This window comes from Pelomonas candidula (assembly GCF_043555985.1).
GTDB classification, from domain to species: domain Bacteria; phylum Pseudomonadota; class Gammaproteobacteria; order Burkholderiales; family Burkholderiaceae_C; genus Pelomonas; species Pelomonas candidula.
In genome coordinates, this window is record NZ_JBIGIC010000001.1 from 346665 (window position 1) to 365701 (window position 19037).

General features: G+C 71.0%; 18 protein-coding genes. 10 read left to right on the forward strand and 8 right to left on the reverse strand.

Features of this window, described 5'->3' with window-relative positions:
• Window positions 1-61 precede the first annotated feature (61 nt).
• Entirely contained in the window at window positions 62-1714 is a 1653-nt protein-coding gene (locus tag ACG04R_RS01670) for an FMN-binding glutamate synthase family protein (RefSeq protein WP_394405933.1), read from the reverse strand.
• Window positions 1715-1799: 85 nt separating this feature from the next.
• Between ACG04R_RS01670 and sppA the strand changes: the two genes are divergently transcribed.
• A complete protein-coding gene (gene sppA, locus ACG04R_RS01675; protein WP_394405934.1) occupies window positions 1800-3680 on the forward strand; it encodes a signal peptide peptidase SppA in 1881 nt (626 codons plus the stop codon).
• Window positions 3681-3684: 4 nt separating this feature from the next.
• Here the strand turns inward: sppA and ACG04R_RS01680 are convergent, their stop codons facing one another.
• Window positions 3685-4311 carry a glutathione S-transferase family protein gene (locus ACG04R_RS01680; protein WP_394405935.1) on the reverse strand — a complete coding sequence of 209 codons (627 nt, stop codon included), beginning with the start codon at window positions 4309-4311 and terminating at the stop codon, window positions 3685-3687.
• 122 nt (window positions 4312-4433) lie between these two features.
• Here ACG04R_RS01680 and ACG04R_RS01685 point away from each other — a divergent pair, with 122 nt between their 5' ends.
• On the forward strand, window positions 4434-5069 hold the full coding sequence (locus tag ACG04R_RS01685) for a DUF6515 family protein (protein ID WP_394405936.1): 636 nt from the start codon (window positions 4434-4436) through the stop codon (window positions 5067-5069).
• A 155-nt stretch (window positions 5070-5224) separates the two neighbouring features.
• Here the strand turns inward: ACG04R_RS01685 and ACG04R_RS01690 are convergent, their stop codons facing one another.
• The 3 genes from ACG04R_RS01690 to ACG04R_RS01700 form a co-directional block, all read right to left on the reverse strand.
• Window positions 5225-6205, reverse strand: coding sequence for an XdhC family protein (locus ACG04R_RS01690; protein ID WP_394405937.1), 981 nt, complete (start codon window positions 6203-6205; stop codon window positions 5225-5227).
• An 86-nt stretch (window positions 6206-6291) separates the two neighbouring features.
• Window positions 6292-8043 (reverse strand): hypothetical protein, encoded by a 1752-nt coding sequence (locus tag ACG04R_RS01695; protein ID WP_394405938.1) that lies wholly within the window; start codon window positions 8041-8043, stop codon window positions 6292-6294.
• An 89-nt stretch (window positions 8044-8132) separates the two neighbouring features.
• Window positions 8133-8669 carry a DUF924 family protein gene (locus ACG04R_RS01700; RefSeq protein WP_394405939.1) on the reverse strand — a complete coding sequence of 179 codons (537 nt, stop codon included), beginning with the start codon at window positions 8667-8669 and terminating at the stop codon, window positions 8133-8135.
• A 78-nt stretch (window positions 8670-8747) separates the two neighbouring features.
• Between ACG04R_RS01700 and ACG04R_RS01705 the strand changes: the two genes are divergently transcribed.
• Window positions 8748-9035: a hypothetical protein gene (locus ACG04R_RS01705; RefSeq protein ID WP_394405940.1), complete on the forward strand. Its 288-nt coding sequence runs from the start codon at window positions 8748-8750 to the stop codon at window positions 9033-9035.
• A 14-nt stretch (window positions 9036-9049) separates the two neighbouring features.
• Here the strand turns inward: ACG04R_RS01705 and ACG04R_RS01710 are convergent, their stop codons facing one another.
• Complete coding sequence (locus ACG04R_RS01710) at window positions 9050-9952, reverse strand: hypothetical protein (protein WP_394405941.1); 903 nt, start codon at window positions 9950-9952, stop codon at window positions 9050-9052.
• A 238-nt stretch (window positions 9953-10190) separates the two neighbouring features.
• Between ACG04R_RS01710 and ACG04R_RS01715 the strand changes: the two genes are divergently transcribed.
• From ACG04R_RS01715 to ACG04R_RS01740, 6 genes are all read left to right on the forward strand, one after another.
• Window positions 10191-10511 (forward strand): BON domain-containing protein, encoded by a 321-nt coding sequence (locus ACG04R_RS01715; protein WP_394405942.1) that lies wholly within the window; start codon window positions 10191-10193, stop codon window positions 10509-10511.
• A 131-nt stretch (window positions 10512-10642) separates the two neighbouring features.
• Complete coding sequence (locus tag ACG04R_RS01720; RefSeq protein WP_394405943.1) at window positions 10643-11725, forward strand: acyltransferase family protein; 1083 nt, start codon at window positions 10643-10645, stop codon at window positions 11723-11725.
• Window positions 11726-11942: 217 nt separating this feature from the next.
• Window positions 11943-13925 carry a ferritin-like domain-containing protein gene (locus tag ACG04R_RS01725; protein ID WP_394405944.1) on the forward strand — a complete coding sequence of 661 codons (1983 nt, stop codon included), beginning with the start codon at window positions 11943-11945 and terminating at the stop codon, window positions 13923-13925.
• Window positions 13906-16680 (forward strand): ATP-binding protein, encoded by a 2775-nt coding sequence (locus ACG04R_RS01730; protein ID WP_394405945.1) that lies wholly within the window; start codon window positions 13906-13908, stop codon window positions 16678-16680. Before ACG04R_RS01725 ends, ACG04R_RS01730 begins: the two co-directional genes overlap by 20 nt.
• Before the next feature lie 15 nt (window positions 16681-16695).
• Window positions 16696-17097 carry a DUF488 domain-containing protein gene (locus ACG04R_RS01735; RefSeq protein ID WP_394405947.1) on the forward strand — a complete coding sequence of 134 codons (402 nt, stop codon included), beginning with the start codon at window positions 16696-16698 and terminating at the stop codon, window positions 17095-17097.
• Window positions 17094-17450, forward strand: coding sequence for a cupin domain-containing protein (locus ACG04R_RS01740; protein WP_394405948.1), 357 nt, complete (start codon window positions 17094-17096; stop codon window positions 17448-17450). Before ACG04R_RS01735 ends, ACG04R_RS01740 begins: the two co-directional genes overlap by 4 nt.
• Window positions 17451-17566: 116 nt before the next feature.
• On the opposite strand, the gene ACG04R_RS01745 is transcribed toward ACG04R_RS01740, so the two are convergent.
• Window positions 17567-18244 carry a helix-turn-helix transcriptional regulator gene (locus ACG04R_RS01745; RefSeq protein WP_394405949.1) on the reverse strand — a complete coding sequence of 226 codons (678 nt, stop codon included), beginning with the start codon at window positions 18242-18244 and terminating at the stop codon, window positions 17567-17569.
• Window positions 18245-18319: 75 nt separating this feature from the next.
• Between ACG04R_RS01745 and ACG04R_RS01750 the strand changes: the two genes are divergently transcribed.
• Window positions 18320-18520: a hypothetical protein gene (locus ACG04R_RS01750; RefSeq protein WP_394405950.1), complete on the forward strand. Its 201-nt coding sequence runs from the start codon at window positions 18320-18322 to the stop codon at window positions 18518-18520.
• Between the two features lie 101 nt (window positions 18521-18621).
• Here the strand turns inward: ACG04R_RS01750 and ACG04R_RS01755 are convergent, their stop codons facing one another.
• Window positions 18622-19017: a VOC family protein gene (locus ACG04R_RS01755; protein ID WP_394405951.1), complete on the reverse strand. Its 396-nt coding sequence runs from the start codon at window positions 19015-19017 to the stop codon at window positions 18622-18624.
• Window positions 19018-19037 lie beyond the last annotated feature (20 nt).

The following is a 19037-nucleotide window of genomic DNA, read 5'->3' on the forward strand; positions in this document are numbered from 1 at the left end:
CCCCCTAACTTGCAGTGCCCGAAACCGGATAACCCCCACGTCCAGGCGGTTGCCCCCCGAGTCAAGGTGAGCGCTGGATGTTGCCCTGTGGCGCGAAGCTGTGCGCGCTGGCCAGCGGCCAGTAGACGCGGAAGGTGTTGTGCGGCAGCTCGCCGCGCAGCACCGAGCCGGGCTCGACGAAGGGGATCAGGTTGGCCAGCAGCCGCACCTCGTGCTTGTCCAGCCGGTGCACGATGTGCTGCGCCGTGATCTCCTGCGGGTGGCACAGGCCGGCGGCCTCCACCAGCTCCTTCAGCGCCTTCAGCGTGTTCTGGTGGAAGTTGGCGACGCGCTCGGCCTTGTCGGGCACGACGAGGGCGCGCTGGCGCACCGGGTCCTGCGTTGTCACGCCGGTCGGGCAATGGCCGGTGTGGCAGGCCTGGGCCTGGATGCAGCCCAGCGCGAACATGAAGCCGCGGGCGGAGTTGCACCAGTCGGCGCCCAGCGCCATCAGCCGCACGATGTCGAAGGCGGTCGTGACCTTGCCGGCGCAGCCGATCTTGATCCGATCGCGCAGGTTCAGGCCCACCAGCGTGTTGTGGATCAGCAGCAGGCCCTCCTGCAGCGGCGCGCCGACATAGTTCGTGAACTCCAGCGGTGCCGCGCCGGTGCCACCCTCGGCGCCGTCGACGACGATGAAGTCCGGCGTGATGCCGGTCTCCAGCATGGCCTTGGCCAGCGCGAACCACTCCCACGGGTGACCGATGCAGAGCTTGAAGCCGGTGGGCTTGCCGCCCGACAACGTGCGCAGCCGTTCGATGAACTGCATCATCTCCACCGGCGTGGAGAACGCACTGTGGCGGGCCGGAGAGATGCACGCCACGCCCTCCGGCACGCCGCGCGCGGCGGCGATCTCGGCCGTGACCTTGGGGCCGGGCAGCACGCCGCCGTGGCCCGGCTTGGCGCCCTGGCTGAGCTTGAGCTCGATCATCTTGACCTGCGGGTCGACCGCGGCGGCCTGGAACTTCTCGGCGCTGAACGAACCGTCGTCGTTGCGGCAGCCGAAGTACCCCGAGCCGATCTCCCAGATCAGGTCGCCGCCGTGCACGCGGTGGTGGGCGCTGATGGAACCCTCGCCGGTGTCGTGCGCGAAGCCGCCCTGCCTGGCGCCCTTGTTCAGCGCCAGGATGGCGTTGGCGCTGAGCGCGCCGAAGCTCATCGCCGAGATGTTGAAGACGCTGGCCGAGTAGGGCTGGGCACGGCCAGCGCCGATGGTGATGCGGAAGTCGTGGCTGCTCAGGTGCGTGGGCGCCAGCGAGTGGTTGATCCACTCGTAGCCGCGCGCGCCCACGTCCAGCTGCGTGCCGAAGGGGCGCTGGTCGGCTTCGCCCTTGGCGCGCTGGTAAACGATGGAGCGCTGGGCGCGCGAGAACGGCGCGGCATCGGTGTCGCCCTCGACGAAGTACTGGCGGATCTCGGGGCGGATGAACTCCAGCAGGAAGCGCAGGTGGCCGATGACCGGGTAGTTGCGCAGGATGGAGTGGCGCGTCTGGCGCACGTCGCGCAGGCCCTGCAGCGACAGCGCGAGGAACACCAGTGCCATCACCCCGTCGGTGAGGCCCATCCTCCAGCGCAAGGCGAAGAACAGCGCGAGCAGCCCGCAGGCAACCCAGCTCAAGTAACGCAGGGGAAAGTGCTCGTTGAGACGTCGGGTCCAGCCGGGCCAAGCAAGCATGAGGTGTCCTCACAACCGTGACCGACGGATGCTAAGCGACTCACCCTCACAATCGCTGCGACTCAATCCTTCAAGGTCGCTGTCGATGAAGTCCCTGTTCTCCTCAATCGGCTGGTTGTTCTCCAAGGCCTGGTGGCTGCTCGACGGCACGCGCCGCGCGCTGACCAACCTGTTCGTGCTGCTGCTGATCGTCATCGTCGTGACGGCCATCCTCGCGCGCGGCCCCAAGCCGCTGCAGGAGAAAACGACGCTGGTGGTCAAGCTCGACGGCGCGCTCGTCGAGCAGTACTCCGGCAGCCCGCGCGAGCAGCTGCTCGCCCAGGCCCAGGGCCGCAGCGTGCCGCACCAGACCCGGCTGCGCGACGTGCTGGCCGTGCTGGACCACGCCGCCAAGGACGACAAGATCAGCGCCGTGCTGCTGGACGTCGACGAGCTGGGCGGCTCCGGCCTGGCCGGCCTGCACGAGGTCAGCGCGGCGCTGCAGCGCTTCAAGGCCTCCGGCAAGCCCGTGTACGCCTATGCCGACGACTACAACCAGCGCGGCTATTTCCTGGCCGCGCAGGCCAGCGAGGTCTATGTGCACCCGATGGGCGCGGTCATGCTGGAGGGCTTCGGCCGCTACCGCACCTACTACAAGGACGCGCTGGACCGCCTGGGCGTGACGGCCCACGTCATCAAGGTGGGCACCTACAAGAGCTTCGCCGAGCCCTACACCGCCAACGGCCCCAGCCCCGCGACGCTGGAGGCGGAAGGCCTGGTCTACGGCGAGCTGTGGAACGGCTTCACGGGCGCCATCGAGTCCGCACGCAAGCTGGAGCCCGGCAGCATCGCCAAGACCATCGCCGACCTGCCCCGGCTGCTCGCCGCCGTCCAGGGCGACGGCGCCAAGCTCGTGCTGCAGGCCAAGCTGGTGGACGGGCTGAAAACGCGCGACGAGATGCGCGACCTGCTCATCGCCAAGGGTGCCAAGGACGAGCAGGGCAAGACCTTCCGTCAGGTCTCGTTGAACGACTACCTGGCCCATGTGCCCGATGCCGCTGCGCCCAACAAGCTGCAGCCGGGCATCGGCATCGTCGTGGCCGAGGGCGAGATCGTCGACGGCGATGCCGGCGCGGGCCGCATCGGTGGCGACTCGACCGGCCGCCTCATCCGCAAGGCTCGCGAGGACGACGCCATCAAGGCCATCGTGCTGCGCGTGAACTCGCCCGGCGGAAGCGCCTTCGCGTCCGAGATCGTGCGCCGCGAGCTGGAGCTGACGCGCAAGGCCGGCAAACCGGTCATCGTGTCGATGGGTGACGTGGCGGCCTCGGGCGGCTACTGGATCTCCACCAGCAGCGACGCCGTCATCGCCGACCCCGGCACCATCACCGGCAGCATCGGCGTGTTCAGCCTGCTGCCGACGGCCGAAGGGCTGATGGACAAGCTGTCGCTGCACACCGGTGGCGTGACGACGACCTGGCTGGCCGGCGGCTACGACCTGCGCCGCCCGCTGGACCCGCGCCTGCAGACGGTCATCCAGTCCAGCATCGACAACGTCTACTCCCGCTTCACCGTGCTCGCCGCGCAGGCGCGCAAGAGCACGCCGGAGAAGATCGACACGGTGGCGCAGGGCCGCATCTGGACGGGTGCACAGGCCAAGGAGCGCGGCCTGGTCGACCGCCTGGGCAGCTTTGACGACGCAGTCCAGACGGCGGCAAAGCTGGGCAAGCTGGAGCTCAAGGACGGCGAGAAGCCGCGCGTGTCCTATGTGGAGCGCGACATGAGCCGCAAGGAACGCCTGCTGGCCTCGCTGACCGACGCCCTGGCGCCGTCAGTGGCCGCAGCCTTCGGCCAGGCGCTGGGGCTGGACGCGCTGCCGGCGCCGGTGGCCGAGGAACTGGCAGCGCTGAAGGACCTGGCGAAGCAGTCGGCCCAGGGGCGCTGGGAGCGCGCCGCGGCGGTGCACTGCCTGTGCGCGGCGCCTTGAGACGTCAGTACACCGGGTCTGCCAGCTTCTCCTTCGCCACCACCCGCTGCGTCGCCGGCCGCTCGAACACGCGCTTCAGGTAGGCACCCAGCGCCGGTCGCGCCTTGGCCGGCCGGGCCTGCATGCGCGTCCAGCGGCACAGCATGAAGGCCAGCGGGTCCACCGCCGTGTATTCCGAACCCAGGAACCAGTCGCCGCCATGGCGCGCGAGCTCGGCGTCCATCTGGTCCAGCATCGTCGCGACCTGCGCCTCGGCGCGGGCCTTCACCTCGGCGGCGTCGGTCGCCATGCGGTCCGGGTAGAAGTAGTGGATCAGCATGGCCTGCAGCGTGTTGGTCAGCCAGACCATCCACTTGTAGTACTGGGCCCGCTCGGGCGTGCCGGGCGCCGGCGCGAAGCGGCCGTGGCAGTCGGCCAGGTGCATGAGGATGGCGGCCGTCTCGTACAGCACCAGGTCGCCGTCCACCAGCACCGGGATCAGGCCGTTGGGGTTGAGCTTCAGGTAGGCCGGCGACTTGTGTTCGTTGTTGGCGCGGTCCACCGTGCGCAGCGTGAAGGGCACGCCCAGTTCCTCCAACAGGATGTGGGGCGCGAAGCTGGCGTTGCTGGGGTAGTAGTGCAGTTCGATCATGGGACGAAAGGCTGGAGAAGGCTGGGCGGCGAACTTTACGTGGCCGCAAAACCAGGGACGTCCACGCCGCGCAGGCTGGCGGCGTTGCATCATTTCCTTCCCGGCTACCCCGTGTGACGATCATGAAGGCTCTGCTCACCCCCTCCCTCGCCGCCGTGCTGGCCCTGTGCGCCACGCTGTCGGCCCCGGCCGCCCACGCCGACGTGCGCGTCAGCGCCAACATCGGCATGGTGTTCGACAACCGCTACCACCACGACCACTACTACCCCGCCCCGGGCTACGTCGCACCCTACGTGCCGCATGGCGCCGTCGTCGTCGGCGCCGGGCCGGGGCGCTACTGGTTCCACGGCGGCGTCTGGTACCAGCCCTGGGGCCCGCGCTACCGCGTCGTGCTGCCGCCGGTAGGCCTGGTCATCCCGCTGCTGCCGCCGTCCTACGTGACGGTCACCATCGGCGGCCTGCCCTACTACTACGCCAACGGCGTGTACTACCGCGCCGTGCCCGAGGGCTACATCGTGGCCGCACCGCCCCCGGAGGCCACGACGGCGGCCCAGGTCCAGCCGGCGCCGCCCCCGCCGCCGCCCAAGGCCGACCCCATCATCTACCCGCGCAACGGACAGTCCAACGAACAGCTGGAGAACGACCGCCGCGAATGCAACCGCTGGGCGACGACGCAGCCCAACGCGCAGGCCGACGCCAGCGTGTTCAACCGCGCCGTCGAAGCGTGCATGGACGGCCGTGGGTACACCATGAAGTAAGTGCCCCTCGCCCAGTCGCGTCTCGCTGAACGCGGACGCGTCTGGTCGGTCCCCCGAGGGGACGGCGATTGCCCGGGCATCGAGCCCGGGCAACATCGCCAGACGAGCCGGCTTGGGGCGGTCCGGCGCTCGGCCCGAAAAAGGGCACTACGCGTTCAAACGATGCAACCGGCTTCGGCCTTGACGCCACCCGCGCGGTAGCGCACGGCGGTCATCTCGGCCAGGATGCTGAGCGCGATCTCTGGCGGCGTGCGGGCGCCGATGTCCAGGCCCACGGGGCCGTGCAGGCGGTCGAGCTGCTCACCGGTCAGGTCGAAGTGCTCGGCCAGGCGAGCCTTGCGCTTGGCCTGGTTGACGCGCGAGCCGATGGCGCCGACGTAGAAGGCCGGGCTCTTCAGTGCCTCCATCAGCGCCAGGTCGTCGAGCTTGGGGTCGTGCGTCAGCGCGACGATGGCGGTGGCGTCGTCCACCTGGAAAGCCATGACGACGTCGTCGGGCATGTCGCGCGTGAGGGTCACGCCCGCGAGCGCGAAACCGTCGGCGTACTCCGCGCGTGGGTCGCACACGGTCACGCCGTAGCCCAGCGCCAGCGCCATCTGCGCGAGGTAGTCGGTCATCTGGCCGGCGCCGATGACCAGCAGCCGCCACTGCGGGCCGTGATGGCTGACGAGCCGGGTATCGGTCAGCTCCAAAGTGTCGGCACCACGCTCGGCGGGCGCCAGCGTCACGGCGCCGGTAGCCAGCTCCAGCACGCGGCGCACACGCTCGCCGCGCGTCAGGCGGGCCAGCAGTTCATCGACGGCCGACTGCGGCCCCAGCGGCTCCAGCATCAGCTCCAGCGTGCCGCCGCAAGGCAGGCCGAAGCGGCGCGCCTCCTCGGCGCCGACGCCGTAGCGCAGCAGCGTCGGACGGGCGAGCGCCAGGCTGCCGGCGCGCAGCTGGGCGACGAGGTCGTCCTCGATGCAGCCGCCGGACACCGAGCCGGCGATCAGCCCGTCGTCGCGCACCGCGACGAGCGAGCCTACCGGGCGGGGCGCCGAGCCCCAGGTGCGGGTGATCGTGCCCAGCACGACGCCACGGGCTTCCGCCCGCCAGCCGGCCGCCGTGCGCAATACGTTGAGGTCGAGGTTGTCCATGGCGTCGTTGCAGGTCGGTCGCGACCATACCGCGAACGCGCCCGCCCTGCAGCCACGAGGCCGGATCACCCACCACTCGCGTCACCTCAGGGGTAGTCCTTCAGCGTCGCCGTGTTGCTGCCGCCCTGGCAGCGCGCCGCGTCGCCGGTGTCGTTGATGATGTGCTCGATGCTGCCCTTGTCGACGAGGCAGACGGTGATCATGTGGTGGAAGCGCACGCCGGGCGCGCGCTTCGGATCCGGCGCCTCGATGGCGCGGTCCAGCACGACGTCGGGCTTCAGGAACACGCTGTAGATGCCCAGCCCCCAGGCCTCGTGGCGCGTCACGGTGTCGGCCACCTTGTACGACGCGAAGCCGCGGCCGCCGGCCGCGTCGGTCCACTCGGCTTGCGTCGGCGGGTCGTAGGGGATCTCGGACTGGTAGAAGTAGACCCGCCCGCCGTTGCCGCGCCAGACGACCTGCTCCTGCTGAAAGTGCTCGACGAACAGGCCGTAGATGGTCACGTCCTCGCCGTCGACGACGAGGCCGTGTACGGACGGGTTGCTCGTCCAGCCGACGCCATCGCCGTGGTCGGCGCGCCAGATCCACGTGTGGTCCACCAGCGTGTCGTGCGCGTGGATGCGCAGCGCCGTGTGAACTCGGCCCGCCGCCACGCCGCCGATGCGGAAGAAGACGTCGTGCAGCACGGTCGGGTCAGCGCGGTGACGGATCTTGCTGCCTTCGCGGCCCACTTCCATCAGCACACCGGCGTCCTGCCTGCCGGCATCCAGGAACAGGCCCGCCAACGTCAGCCCGTCCACGTCGGCCGTCTTCACCAGCGGCGCGCCGTTGTCCGAGCGCAGTGTCGGGAAGCCGATGCCCAGCACGACGGTGCCGGGGCGGCTGACCTGCAGCGGCTGCGTCAGCAGGTACTCGCCCGGCGTGAGCAGCAGGTGCCTGCCGGCGGCCAGCTGGGCGTTGAGCCTGGCCGCCGTGTCGCCGGGCCTGGCGATGAAGAACCGGCCGAGGGGCAGCGTCCTGCCCGGCTCGGCGGCGCCATGCGCCCACGACACGCCGGCGCTGTCGCGCTTGAGCGCCGGCACGCGCACGGCGTAGGCCCCATCCTTGTCGACGAAGAGATAGGGCTTCTCGCGCACCAGCGGCGTCCTGTCGACCTTCGTGAAGCGCTGGCCCGGCGTCGGGAACTCACCGGCCGGCGCCTGCGGCACGCCGACGAAGACCATGTTCCAGTTGGAGCCGGTCCAGCTCGCCCACTCGCTGTTGCGCGACAGCCATTGCTGCTGCGTCGCCGAGTTGACCTGGCCATCCACCAGCACGTCAGAGAACCAGCCGCCGCTGGCCCAGCCGTTCTTCTGGTTCAGCCGCATGTTGCCGCGCACATGCATGCGCCGGAACGGGATGGCCTGCGACACGGCCCACTGCATCGTGTTGTCGCCGATGCCCAGCGTCGGCGTCACCGCGAAGTTCTCGGCGCCGCGCCAGAAGTTGCTCGTCGCGTTGTCGTTGTCCAGCAGCGCCGAGGCGCGCAGGTCGCCGACGACATGCACGTCGTCCGGCTGGCGGCCCAGGCCCAGCACCTGCGTGTAGAAGCCGACGGGGATGCGCAGGTTCTCGTAGGTGCCCGGCAGCAGCAGGATGGCGTCGCGGCGCGGGCCGAAGTGGTTGGGCTGCTGGGCCTCGTAGATGTCCAGGATGCGCTGCTGCAGGCCCGGCGTGGACGGGCTCAGCACGTGGACGTTGGGGCCGAAGTCCGGCGTCGGCGGCGCGGCGGGGCTGGTCAGCGGCGCAGCCAGGGCGCTGGCGGAGAGAAGCATGGCGGCGATGGTCTTGCTGGGCATGTCGGGCGGCAGAAGTGGAATCGGTTCCAATGCCTGCATTGAATCACGACTGCACAGCCGGCCTCGCAGGGCTTGCCCGCGATGCCGGCTCAGAAGCTGGAGCCGGGCTGCGTCAGGAACGCCGCCTCCTCGGGCGTGGACGCACGGCCGAGGATGGCGTTGCGGTGCGGGTAGCGCCCGAAGCGGTCGACGATGGCCTTGTGCTTCAGCTCGAAGTCGTGGGTGTGCGCCGGCGCGCGCGCCTTCATCAGCGGCTCGGCCACCGCATGGATGGCGGCAGACTCGCTGTGCATGTAGGGCATGTAGAGAAAGGCGCGCTGCTCGACCGGCAGCTTCAGGTCGTCACCCGCCGCCACGGCCTCCTGCGCGAGGGCCAGCGCCAGCGGGTCCGCCGCGAAGGCCTGCGGCGTGCCGCGGTGGATGTTGCGGGCGAACTGGTCGATGGCGATGACCTCGGCCAGCCGGCCTTCAGGCGTGGAGCGCCACGAGAACAGCTCGGCGCAGCAGGCCTGGGCGTGCAATGCGCCGAAGCGGGTGCGGATCAGGTCGTCGAAGGCGGGATCGACGGTCCACCACTGGGCGGGTTTGATTTCGTGGAACCAGAAGGCGAGGACGGCGTTGGGCATGATGATGACCCGGTGCCCGGGGCACATTGAGAATTGCCCACGATCATCTCGCCAAGCGAACCACCTCATTCGTCCCCAATGAACTATCGCCTCTACTGTTCATCCGGGAATACTGTCGGCGTCGACGAGTACGTCAGCTACGCGGAAATCGACGCAGACGGCTATTACGTCCGGTACTTGGAAATCAACTCCAACGGCACCGCGCTCCGGTATACCGAAACACATGCGGCAGATCATTTGGGAATTCTTCCGGAAGGCCCATGGGATGACGCAGAAGCCTCGAAGCCGGAATACGGCCATTACTTCGTGATTTCCGCCCAGCTCTTCGAGTCGGTCTGGGCAGCGACGCGAGCAGTCAACGCATAGGCGCCCGACTCAGCTCACCACGCATAGCTCGCCCCCAGCACCCCGTAGTTCGTCCCAACACCGTTCGACGCCCGGCTGCGCCCCACGCCAGGCGTGAGGGTCCAGCCGCCGCCAGCCGCGATCTCGGCCTTCATCTGCACGGTGCGCAGGTTGCCGCCGTCGTGCAGCTTGTCCTGCATCACTTCGCCGTTCAACGCGACACGGTCGCTGACGCGGTAGGTGGCGCCGAGCTGGTGGCTGCGGTCCAGCGCGGCCTCGTCACGGTTGACGGCGGACGTGCTCGCCTGTTGCAGCAGCGGCACGCCGGCCAGCAGGCCGCCGCTGCCGGCGGTCGTCTGCGTCGTCGTGGTGGTCGTGTAGCGGTTGTGCATGGTTGCGCCGTAGACGGTGAAGCGCGGCGTCACCGCGACGGCACCGTGCACGCCCACGCCGTGGCCCTTCACGCGCTGCTCCACCGGCGTGGCGGCGCCGCCGCTGGCCGACGCGACCGTGCCGCGGGCGCGCGCATTGCGCTTCGTCGCGTCGAGGCCCACGACGACGCCGTCGACCGGCTTCCAGTCCACCGTAGCGGCGAGGTCGTTCTGACGCAGCTTGTCGCCGTCGCCGCGATGGCTGGCACTGACGCCGGCCTGCCAGCACTTGCCCGCCACGCCGCCGCCCAGCGACACCTGCTTCGGCTTGTACGTCGTGCCGGTCACGTCGTCGCGGCTCTTCGACTGGCCGACACCAGCCTGCACCCAGGCGCTGTCGCCCACCGGCAGGCTGACGGCCGCGGCGGCGCTCTGGTTGCTCTTGGCGTCGCGCTGCACGGCGAGGTTCAGGGCGCGCTTGTCGGCGTTGGGGGCGGCGTCCTCGGCGTGGGCCAAGCCGGCCAGCAGCAGGGCGGCAGCAGCAAAAGTGGGCTTGAAGGTGTTCATGAGCGGGCTCCTGGTTGTTCGGGTTGTGCGGGTCCGGATGACCCTTTCAAACCGACAACGCCCGCCGTGCCCGAATCCTTCCCGGCGCAGATGTAACGAGGCGCAGCCGCCTGGCGCGCCGTTCTCCTACAGGCACCGGTTGCACCGTCCGGCAGGCGCGCACCGCGCCGCTTCATAGATTGCAGTCCTGCGGTGCGCATCGGGCGCCACCGCTGTCGATGACCTGAAAGGACCCCTGATGAAGACATCCCACATCGCCTCGCTGATCGTCACCGCCGCCCTGGTCGGCCCGCTGGCCGCCCATGCCGACGACAAGCCCGCCAGCCCCGCCAAGGCCTGGGTCAAGGACTCTGTCGTCACCACCAAGATCAAGGCGCAGCTGGCCGCGAGCAAGGTGTCGTCGCTGGCCGTCGTTCACGTCGAGACTGACGCCGACGGCTTCGTGCAGCTGACCGGCAAGGTCGCCACCCAGGCGGACAAGGACCACGCGGAGAGCATTGCCAAGGCGGTGGAAGGCGTGAAGTCCGTCGACAACCAACTGACCGTGACCGGTCAGTAAACGGCAAGCATCAGTTCGTGACGACCTGCAAGTACCGGGTTTCCACCGAAGTGGCGCCGGTACAATTTCACGAGTCCGAAACAACGGGCCTGCCCACGCAGGCCCGTTCTTTTTGTGCCCTGCCCATCGCCATGTCCACCCCCTCCCGCCGACTGCCGCACATCGACGCCCTGAAAGCCATCGCGGCCCAGGTCATCGTGCTGCACCATCTGGTGAGCTACGGCCCCATCGCACGTGCCGCACACGCGGCGCTGCCGCTGCTGGCCGACGCGATGCACCAGTACGGCCGCATGGCGGTGCAGGTCTTCCTCGTCGTCGGCGGCTACCTGAGCGCCCGCGGCCTGTCGCCGCGTGGCGGCGCGATGCAGGCGCGTGTGCCGGAGCTGCTGTGGCGCCGCTACCTGCGCCTGACGCTGCCCTTCCTGGCCGCGCTGATGCTGACGCTGGGCGCCTGCGGCCTGATCGCGTCGTCCTGGCCCGAGATGGTGCCCACCGACATCAGCGTGGGCCAGCTGCTGGCCCACGCGCTGCTGCTGCACGACGTGCTGGGCTACGAGGCGCTGACGGTGGGCGCCTGGTATGTCGCCATCGACCTGCAGCTGTTCGCCGTGCTGGTGGGCCTGCTGTGGCTGGCGCGGCGCGGCTGGCGCCACCCGAGCCGCCTCGTCGTCGGGCCGCTGCTGGTGGCGGCTGCCGCGCTGGCGTCGGCCTTCGTCTTCAACCGCGATGCGACGCTGGATGCCTACGCGCCCTACTTCTTCGCGTCCTACGGACTGGGTGCGATGGTGCACTGGCTGGGCCTGTGGCGGCACCGCCGCGCCGGCCTCGTGCTGCTGGCCGTGGCCTTCGGCGCGGCGCTGTGGCTGGACTGGCGCGACCGCCTCGCGCTGGCACTCGCCACCGCGCTGTGGCTGGCCTGGGCCGAGGCGCGCCAGCAGCAGGGCCGCCCGCTGCTGCCGCAGCGCTGGAACGCGACGCTGGCCGGCTGGGCCACGCCGTCCTACGCGCTGTTCCTGCTGCACTTCCCAGTGCTGCTGCTGACGAATGCGCTGCTGGCCCACTTCGATGGCGCCTCGCCCGCCGTCGGCGTGCTGATGCTCGTCGCGACCTGGGCGCTGGCCAACTGGCTGGCCCGGCCTTTCCACCGCTGGGTGGAGGCCCCCGCCGCGCGCTTCGACCCCCTCGCCTGGCTGCCGCGCCTGCGCACCGCCTGACGTGGAGCCCCTCGTCCAAGGAGTACCTTGGCCGATCCCCCGAGGGGATGGCGATGCTTGCCGGCTCGACCGGCAAGCACATCGCCAGTGCGGGCCGGCTTGGGAACGGCCCGGCGCTCGGCCCGCAAAGCGCGCCCAGGCCTCCTGAAACCCCGGAGGCCCCGCGCGCCCCGCTGCGTTCTAATCTCCCGTGCCGCCTGCTGGAGGAGCCCCCACGATGACGAGCCCGTCGACCGCCGCGGTACCCAGCCGCGAGCAACTGCTGCACAGCCTCTACGAGGCCGCCGAGCTGGAGCACAACCTGATGTGCACCTACCTCTATGCGGCCTTCAGCCTGAAGCAGGGCGAAGCCGAGGGCCTGCAGGCTGACGAGGCTGCCGCCGTCGAGCGCTGGCGGCGCGAGATCATCGCCGTGGCCGTCGAGGAGATGGGCCACCTCGTCGCGGTCTGGAACATCACGGCCGCGCTGGGCGGCGCACCGCGCATCGGGCGCGGCAACTTCCCGCTGGACCCCGGCTACCTGCCGGCCAGCGTCGTCGTCAAGCTCGCGCCGTTCAACGACGCGACGCTGCAGCATTTCATCTTCCTGGAGCGCCCCGAGGGCAGCACCGAGGCCGACGGCCCGGGCTTCGCCGCCGAGCGGGCGTTCACGCGCGCCATCGCCACGCCGCGCGTCACGCCGATGGCGCGCGACTACGACACCGTGGGCCACTTCTACGCCACGCTGTCGGCCGACCTTCAGGCCTTCGTCGCGCAGCACGGCGAGGCGGCCAGCTTCTGCGGCGACCGCGCGCTGCAGCTGGGCCCCGGGGAGCTCAACCTGTGCGGCGCCAGGCCCGTGCTGTGCTCGAAGACGGCGCTGGCTGCCTTCGACGCCATCGTGCGCCAGGGCGAGGGCGCGCCCAGCGACAGCGAGACCTCGCACTACCAACGCTTCGCCGCCATCCGCGGCGAACTGGCCGCGCTGCGCGCCACCCACCCCGGCTTCGAGCCCGCCTGGCCGGCCGCCACCAACCCGGTGCTGCGCCGCCCGCCGCGCCCCGAGGGCCGCGTGTGGCTGGAAGACCCCGCCGCCGCAGCGACGGTGGACATCGCCAACGCCAGCTACCAGCTGATGCTGCGCCTGCTGGCCCAGGCCTACCTGCTGCCGGGCCCGTCGGCCGAGAAGAGCCTGCACGTGGACCTGGCCGTGGGCCTGATGCGCGCCTTCACGCCGCTGGCCGAGCATGCCGCCCGCCTGCCTGCCGGGCCCAGCCACCCCGGCTGCCACGCTGGCGCCAGCTTCACCGCGCTGCGCGACACCGCCGCCATGCCGCCCGGCCCCGGCGCGCGTCGCTTCGTCATCGAGCGACTGGCCCAGTTGGCCGACACCGCCGGCGCGCTGCACACCCAGTTGGGCGCGGAGCGCACCGGCCGTGCCGCCAGCCAGCTGCAGGCGCTGCACGACCGCGCCGCGCGCGGGCTGGACCTGGCCGCCCCGGTCGCCGCCGCGCCGGCCCCCTCGCCCGCGGTCGCAGCGCCACCACCAGCGGCACCGCCCATCGAGGTCCGCGACGGCATCGAGATCGTGCAGGGCGAGAAGCTGGAGCTGCGCTTCGAGGCCAAACGCTGCATCCACGCCCGGCTGTGCGTGACGGGGGCGCCCGAGGTGTTCCTGGCCAACGTGCAGGGGCCCTGGCTGCACCCGGACGCGATGCCCGTCGAGCGCCTCGTCGACATCGCCCACGCCTGCCCGTCCGGCGCCATCCAGGTGCGCCGCAAGGACGGCCAGCCCGACGAGACGCCGCCGCCCGTCAACCTGCTGTCGGTGCGCGAGGCCGGGCCCTACGGCATCCGCGGCGACCTGCACCTGCGCGGCACGCCGCTGGGCACGCGCGCCACGCTGTGCCGCTGCGGCGCCAGCAAGAACAAGCCCTTCTGCGACGGCAGCCACCACGACATCCACTTCGCCGCCAGCGGCGAGCCGGAGACCGGCCTGCTGGGCCTGCCCACCGACATGCCCGTCCGCCGCGACGGCCGCATCGACATCGAGCCCGAGCCCAACGGCCCGCTGCAGCTGCGCGGCCAGGTCGAGGTGCTGAGCGGCACCGGCCGCATGGTCTGCCGCGTCGCGCAGGCCCGGCTGTGCCGCTGCGGCGGCAGCCAGACCAAACCCTTCTGTGACGGGACCCACACGCGCAATGGCTTCAGCGCCGATTGAGGCCGACGAGGCCCGCGACGTGCTGCAACGCATTGCGGCGCGCACGCTGATCTGGATCGTCGTCATCGTCGGCTCGGCGGCGGCGCTGATCGGCGTCGTCGAGGCGGTTTTCGGCTCGCAGGGACGCTGGGACGGCCAGCGGCTGCTGGTGGGCCTGGCGCTGCTGGGCGTGGGCGGCGTCGCGACGCTGCTGTACCGCGCCGCGCTGCCGCGGCTGGCGACCACGCTGGTGCTGGTGGGCACGCTGCTCAGCCTGGTGGCGCACGCGGCCCACATCGGCCTGGGCGTGCACACGCTGATCCTCGCCGCCGGTGCGCTGCTCATCGCGCTGGCCGGCGGCGTGGCCGGCAATGCCGCGGCCATCGTGCTGGCGGTGATCTACCTCGCCGCCATCGGCGTGCTGGCAGCGCTGGAGACGCAGGGCCTGCTGCCCGGCCTGAAGGCGGCCGTGCTGCCCAACGTGCTGGACCGCCTCGTCGCCCACCTGCTCATCGCCGTGGCGGGGCTGGCGTCGGCGCTGCTGCTCAACCGCATCCTGGGCACCGCGCTGGCCCGCGCCATCACCGAGGAGGCCCGGCTGGCCCGCCTGGTGCAGGCCTCGCACAACTGGGCCTGGGAGGCGGACGCGAACTTCCGCGTCACCTGGCTGTCCGACGAGTTCGAGGCGCTGTCCACGCACAAGCGCGACGACTTCCTGCGGATGGGCCAGCCCGATGCCGCCGCCCTCGTGCGCGACGCCGACTACCACGCGCTGGTGGAGGACATCCGCGCCCGGCGCGCTTACCGCGACCGCATCAACGGCTTCCGCACGCCCGACGGCCGGCTGCTGTGGACGCTGAGCTCGGGCGAGCCCGTCTTCGACAACGCCGGCAAGCACGTCGGCTGGCGCGGCGTCAGCCACAACATCACCGGCGAGCGGCTGACGCTGCAGCAGCACGAACGCACCGCCAGCATGCTGGACCGGCTGCTGCGCGCCAGCCCCGACGCCATCTGCGTGGCGCACACCGCCGACGGCCGCATCCGCTTCGCCAACTCGGGCTTGTGCCATCTCATCGGCCGCAGCCGCGACGAGGTGCTCGGCCGCTCCGGCCGCGAGCTGGGCCTGTGGCCCGACAGCCGCGAGCCCAAGCGCCTGGTCACCGAGCTGGCCAGCACCGGCATCGCGCGCGACTTCCGCTCCGCCATCCTCGTGAACGGCGAGTGGCGCGACCTGCTCGTCTCCGCCGCGTCGCTGGACTGGGACGGCGAGCCGGCGACCATGCTGATCGCGCGCGACATCACGGAGCGCGAGCGCGCGCGCATCGAGGCCGATGCCATCCTGGACCACGCCAGCGTGGGCATCGCGCTGACACGAGGCCGGCAGTTCGAGCGCGTCAACCGGCACTGGCGGGAGATCTTCGGCGGCGACGCGCCGGAGCTGCCCGACGTGCGCGTCGCCGCCGATGAGACCCAGGACTTCGAGCTGGACTTCACCCGCCCCGACGGCGGCGTCATCACCGTGCGCCTGGACGCCCGCGGCCTGCCGCCGCTGTCGGGCCGCAGCGAGGCCGAGCGCGCGACGCTGTGGGTGGCCGAGGACGTCACCGAGCACCGCCGGCAACAGCGCGAACTGCAGGCCGCCAAGCAGCAGGCCGAGACCGCCAGCCACGCCAAGAGCGCCTTCCTCGCGACGATGAGCCACGAGATCCGCACGCCACTCAACGGCGTGCTGGGCCTGGCCCGGCTGCTGCAGCAGGGCGGCCCGGAAGACGCCCACCGCGACAAATACCTGGCCCACCTCGCCGCAGCGGCCGAATCGCTCAACGAGATCGTCTCCAACGTGCTGGACCTGTCCAAGATCGAGGCGGGTCATCTGGAGCTGGAGCAGGTCGAGTTCGACCTGCACGCGCTGGCCCAGGCCAGCTTCGAGGGCTGCGCCGCGCTGGGCCGCGAGCGCGGACTGGAGATGCGCCTGGACATCTCGGCCGACCTGCCCCGGCTCGTCATCGGCGACTCGGTACGGGTGCGCCAGATCCTCGCCAACTTCCTCGTCAACGCGCTCAAGTTCACCGAGCGCGGGCACATCCGGCTGAGCCTCACCTCGGCCGGCCCCGACCGCGTGCGCATCGCGGTGCAGGACAGCGGCATCGGCGTGCCACCCGAGCAACAGACGCGGCTGTTCCGCCCGTTCGCGCAGGCCGACGACTCGACGACGCGGCGCTTCGGCGGCACGGGCCTGGGCCTGTCCATCTGCCGCGAGCTGGCCGCGCGCATGGACGGCCATGTCGGCATCGACAGCGACGGCCAGCACGGCTCCACCTTCTGGGCCTCGCTGCGCCTGCCGCGCTCGCTGACCATCGACGACACCGCCACGCGCCGGCGCATCCCCATGCCGCCCAGCCACCCGCTGGCCGGCCAGCGCCTGCTCGTCGCCGAGGACAACCCGGTCAACCGCCTCATCATCACGGCGCTGCTGCAGCGCCTGGGTGCCGAGGTCGTCGAGGCCGAGGACGGCGAGGAGGCCATTGCCATCGCCCGCGACCAGGCCGGGCGGCTCGATGGTGTGCTGATGGACCTGCACATGCCCAAGGTCGACGGCCTCGAAGCCACCGCGCTGCTGCGCGCCGATCCGGCCACGGCCAGGCTTCCCATCCACGCCTTCACCGCCGCCGTGCTCGACCAGGAACGCCAGGCCGCGCTGGCTGCCGGCATGAACGGCTTCATCGCCAAGCCGGTGGCCGAGGCCGAGGTCATCCGAGTTCTCGGAAGAACCTGAGGAGACGGACGCGCCATGCCCATCCGCATCGTCCAGCTCGGCAGCCCGCGCGCGGCCGACGAAGGCCCCCGAATCGGCACCGTGCGCCGCCCGCCGCGGGGCGTGCCCAAGGCCGAGTTCGCCAGGCGCGATTACTACGACACCTGGTTTCCCACCCTCGCACCCAGCCTGGAGACGATGAAGCTGGGTCAGGCAGCCAAAACGGAGGCCGAGTGGAAGGCCTTCAAGAAGAAGTACCGCGCCGAGATGGCCGAGCCCGATGCCCAGCACGCGCTGGCGCTGCTGGCCACGCTGTCGGCGCACGCGAACTTCTCGGTCGGCTGCTACTGCATGGACGAAGCGCGCTGCCACCGCTCGGTGCTGCGCGAGCTGCTGGACGAGAAGGGCGCCACGCTGGCGAAAGACCGAAACGCATGAATCCCATCGTCCTCATCGACGGCACCGACGGCCTCGAACCCACGCTCGACCGCCCGCGCCCCGACCGCCTCGTCGCCGGCAACCCGCTGCGCCGGACCTGGGTGCTGCACGAGGCCGGGCCGATGACGGCCGGCGTGTGGGAATGCGAGCCGGGCCGCTGGCGCATCGTCTTCCCGGCCACGCGGCAGGAGTATTTCCACGTACTGAGCGGCCGCGTGCGGCTGCACGGGCCGCAGGGCGCGACCGACGTCGGCCCCGGCCAGGGCGGCGTGATCCCGCCAGGCTTCGAGGGCGAGTTCGAGGTGGTGGCGCCGGTGCGCAAGCAGTTCGTGCTGGTGGACACGGCCGGCTGAGCCCCCAAGGGGGGCCGTGGGCGATGTGCACGCGGCTCGATGCCGCGTGCATCGCCATCCCCCAGGGGGATCGATCAGGCGCACCCGCGTTCAGCGCGGTGCGACTGAGCGAGGGGTCAACAGTCCTCCCGCCGCCGGTTCATGTCCGCCAGCGTCTTGCCCGGCTCGTCGCGGAAGCTCTCCAGCGCCTCCAGCGTCTCGATGCGGTCGACGCGGAAGCTGCGGAAGTCGTTGCGCAGTTCGCACCACGCGGCCAGCGTCCACACTGGGCCCCAGAACAGGCAGGCCAGCGGCCGCACGATGCGCTCGCTCTTCACGCCGCCCAGGTCCAGGTAGCCCATCCTGAGCTTGCGGCGCGCCTCGGTGGCCTCGCGCAGCGCGGTCAGGTGGGCGCTCGTGGCCGGGTCCAGCGCAGGCAGCGGTGCGTACAAGGCCAGGCTCTCGGCCGCGGCGCGTGCGTCCAGCGGCAGCACGGCGAGGATCTTGGACAGCGCGTTCTCGGCCTGGCGGGCCAGCGCCGCGTCCAGCCGCGACTCGGCCATGCGCACGGTCGCGACCAGGGCTTGCGCTTCCTGCTTGCTGAACATCAGCGGCGGCAGGTCGAAGCCCGCCCGCATGCGGTAGCCCACGCCCGCCTCGCCCTCGATGGGCACGCCCTGCTGGGCCAGCGCGGCGATGTCACGGTAGACGGTGCGCATCGACACCTCCAGCCGCTGGGCGAGGTAGTCCGCCGTCGTGAGCCGGCGGCCACGGATGAGCTGGACGATCTGGAAGAGGCGGTCGGCACGGCGCATGGGTGGGCACTGTAGGGCAGCAGGCACACCCCTTGCTGAAGCCATGTGTCAGCAGTCACGACATCGAACACCACCATGGCCATCTACGCCTCCTCGCACACCCGCGGCACCCAGCGGGTGGATGTGGTTTCACTGGGCGCCATCAGCGCCCCGCAGCTTTCACTCGCACCCGGCCAGCTGTTCGTGGCCCAGGCGCTGCGCCCCAAGGCGGGGCGGGCAGAGGGTGAGAAGGGTTCCAGCGTGCCCGAAAGGGCGTCCCGAAGCGCCCCAATCTAGGCGCAAAGCGCAGCCGCAGTTCGACTGCGGCGAGCATTTGCAACGACGAGTGGGGCGCTTCGGGGCGTCAAGGCGGGCATGCAGGCCCCCCTGTCACCCTCTTAGCCCATCGCCGTGCAGAGCTCGACGAGCGTGCCGTCCGGGCAGCGCACGTAGGCCACCACCTGGCCCCAGGGCTTGGCGAGCGGCGCCGCCAGCGGTTTCGCGCCCGCGCCGACGGCCTTGTCGAAGGCCGCCTGCACGTCCACCACCGTGAAGCCGATCTCCATGCCCAGCGGGCGATCGCTCGTGTCTGCCGCGACGTAGTCGTGCTGCACGCTGCTGCGCGCCGTCGCGTGGTCGACGAAGGCCAGCTTGGCGCCGCTGGCGCCGGTCTCCACCTCGCCGTAGGCGCCGCTCTCGTGCAGGAAGCGCGTCTTCAGGCCGAAGGCACGGTCGAAGAAGGCGAGTGACGCGGCCACATCGGCGACGTAGACGAGGGTGTAGGCGAAGTTCATGGCAAGGCTCCCGGTTGGAA

Bases quoted from the DNA above. Each gene is read 5' to 3' on its own strand.
- ACG04R_RS01670 (WP_394405933.1), bottom strand. From the start codon at position 1,714: ATGCTTGCTTGGCCCGGCTGGACCCGACGTCTCAACGAGCACTTTCCC.
- sppA (WP_394405934.1), top strand. From the start codon at position 1,800: ATGAAGTCCCTGTTCTCCTCAATCGGCTGGTTGTTCTCCAAGGCCTGG.
- ACG04R_RS01680 (WP_394405935.1), bottom strand. From the start codon at position 4,311: ATGATCGAACTGCACTACTACCCCAGCAACGCCAGCTTCGCGCCCCAC.
- ACG04R_RS01685 (WP_394405936.1), top strand. From the start codon at position 4,434: ATGAAGGCTCTGCTCACCCCCTCCCTCGCCGCCGTGCTGGCCCTGTGC.
- ACG04R_RS01690 (WP_394405937.1), bottom strand. From the start codon at position 6,205: ATGGACAACCTCGACCTCAACGTATTGCGCACGGCGGCCGGCTGGCGG.
- ACG04R_RS01695 (WP_394405938.1), bottom strand. From the start codon at position 8,043: ATGCCCAGCAAGACCATCGCCGCCATGCTTCTCTCCGCCAGCGCCCTG.
- ACG04R_RS01700 (WP_394405939.1), bottom strand. From the start codon at position 8,669: ATGCCCAACGCCGTCCTCGCCTTCTGGTTCCACGAAATCAAACCCGCC.
- ACG04R_RS01705 (WP_394405940.1), top strand. From the start codon at position 8,748: ATGAACTATCGCCTCTACTGTTCATCCGGGAATACTGTCGGCGTCGAC.
- ACG04R_RS01710 (WP_394405941.1), bottom strand. From the start codon at position 9,952: ATGAACACCTTCAAGCCCACTTTTGCTGCTGCCGCCCTGCTGCTGGCC.
- ACG04R_RS01715 (WP_394405942.1), top strand. From the start codon at position 10,191: ATGAAGACATCCCACATCGCCTCGCTGATCGTCACCGCCGCCCTGGTC.
- ACG04R_RS01720 (WP_394405943.1), top strand. From the start codon at position 10,643: ATGTCCACCCCCTCCCGCCGACTGCCGCACATCGACGCCCTGAAAGCC.
- ACG04R_RS01725 (WP_394405944.1), top strand. From the start codon at position 11,943: ATGACGAGCCCGTCGACCGCCGCGGTACCCAGCCGCGAGCAACTGCTG.
- ACG04R_RS01730 (WP_394405945.1), top strand. From the start codon at position 13,906: ATGGCTTCAGCGCCGATTGAGGCCGACGAGGCCCGCGACGTGCTGCAA.
- ACG04R_RS01735 (WP_394405947.1), top strand. From the start codon at position 16,696: ATGCCCATCCGCATCGTCCAGCTCGGCAGCCCGCGCGCGGCCGACGAA.
- ACG04R_RS01740 (WP_394405948.1), top strand. From the start codon at position 17,094: ATGAATCCCATCGTCCTCATCGACGGCACCGACGGCCTCGAACCCACG.
- ACG04R_RS01745 (WP_394405949.1), bottom strand. From the start codon at position 18,244: ATGCGCCGTGCCGACCGCCTCTTCCAGATCGTCCAGCTCATCCGTGGC.
- ACG04R_RS01750 (WP_394405950.1), top strand. From the start codon at position 18,320: ATGGCCATCTACGCCTCCTCGCACACCCGCGGCACCCAGCGGGTGGAT.
- ACG04R_RS01755 (WP_394405951.1), bottom strand. From the start codon at position 19,017: ATGAACTTCGCCTACACCCTCGTCTACGTCGCCGATGTGGCCGCGTCA.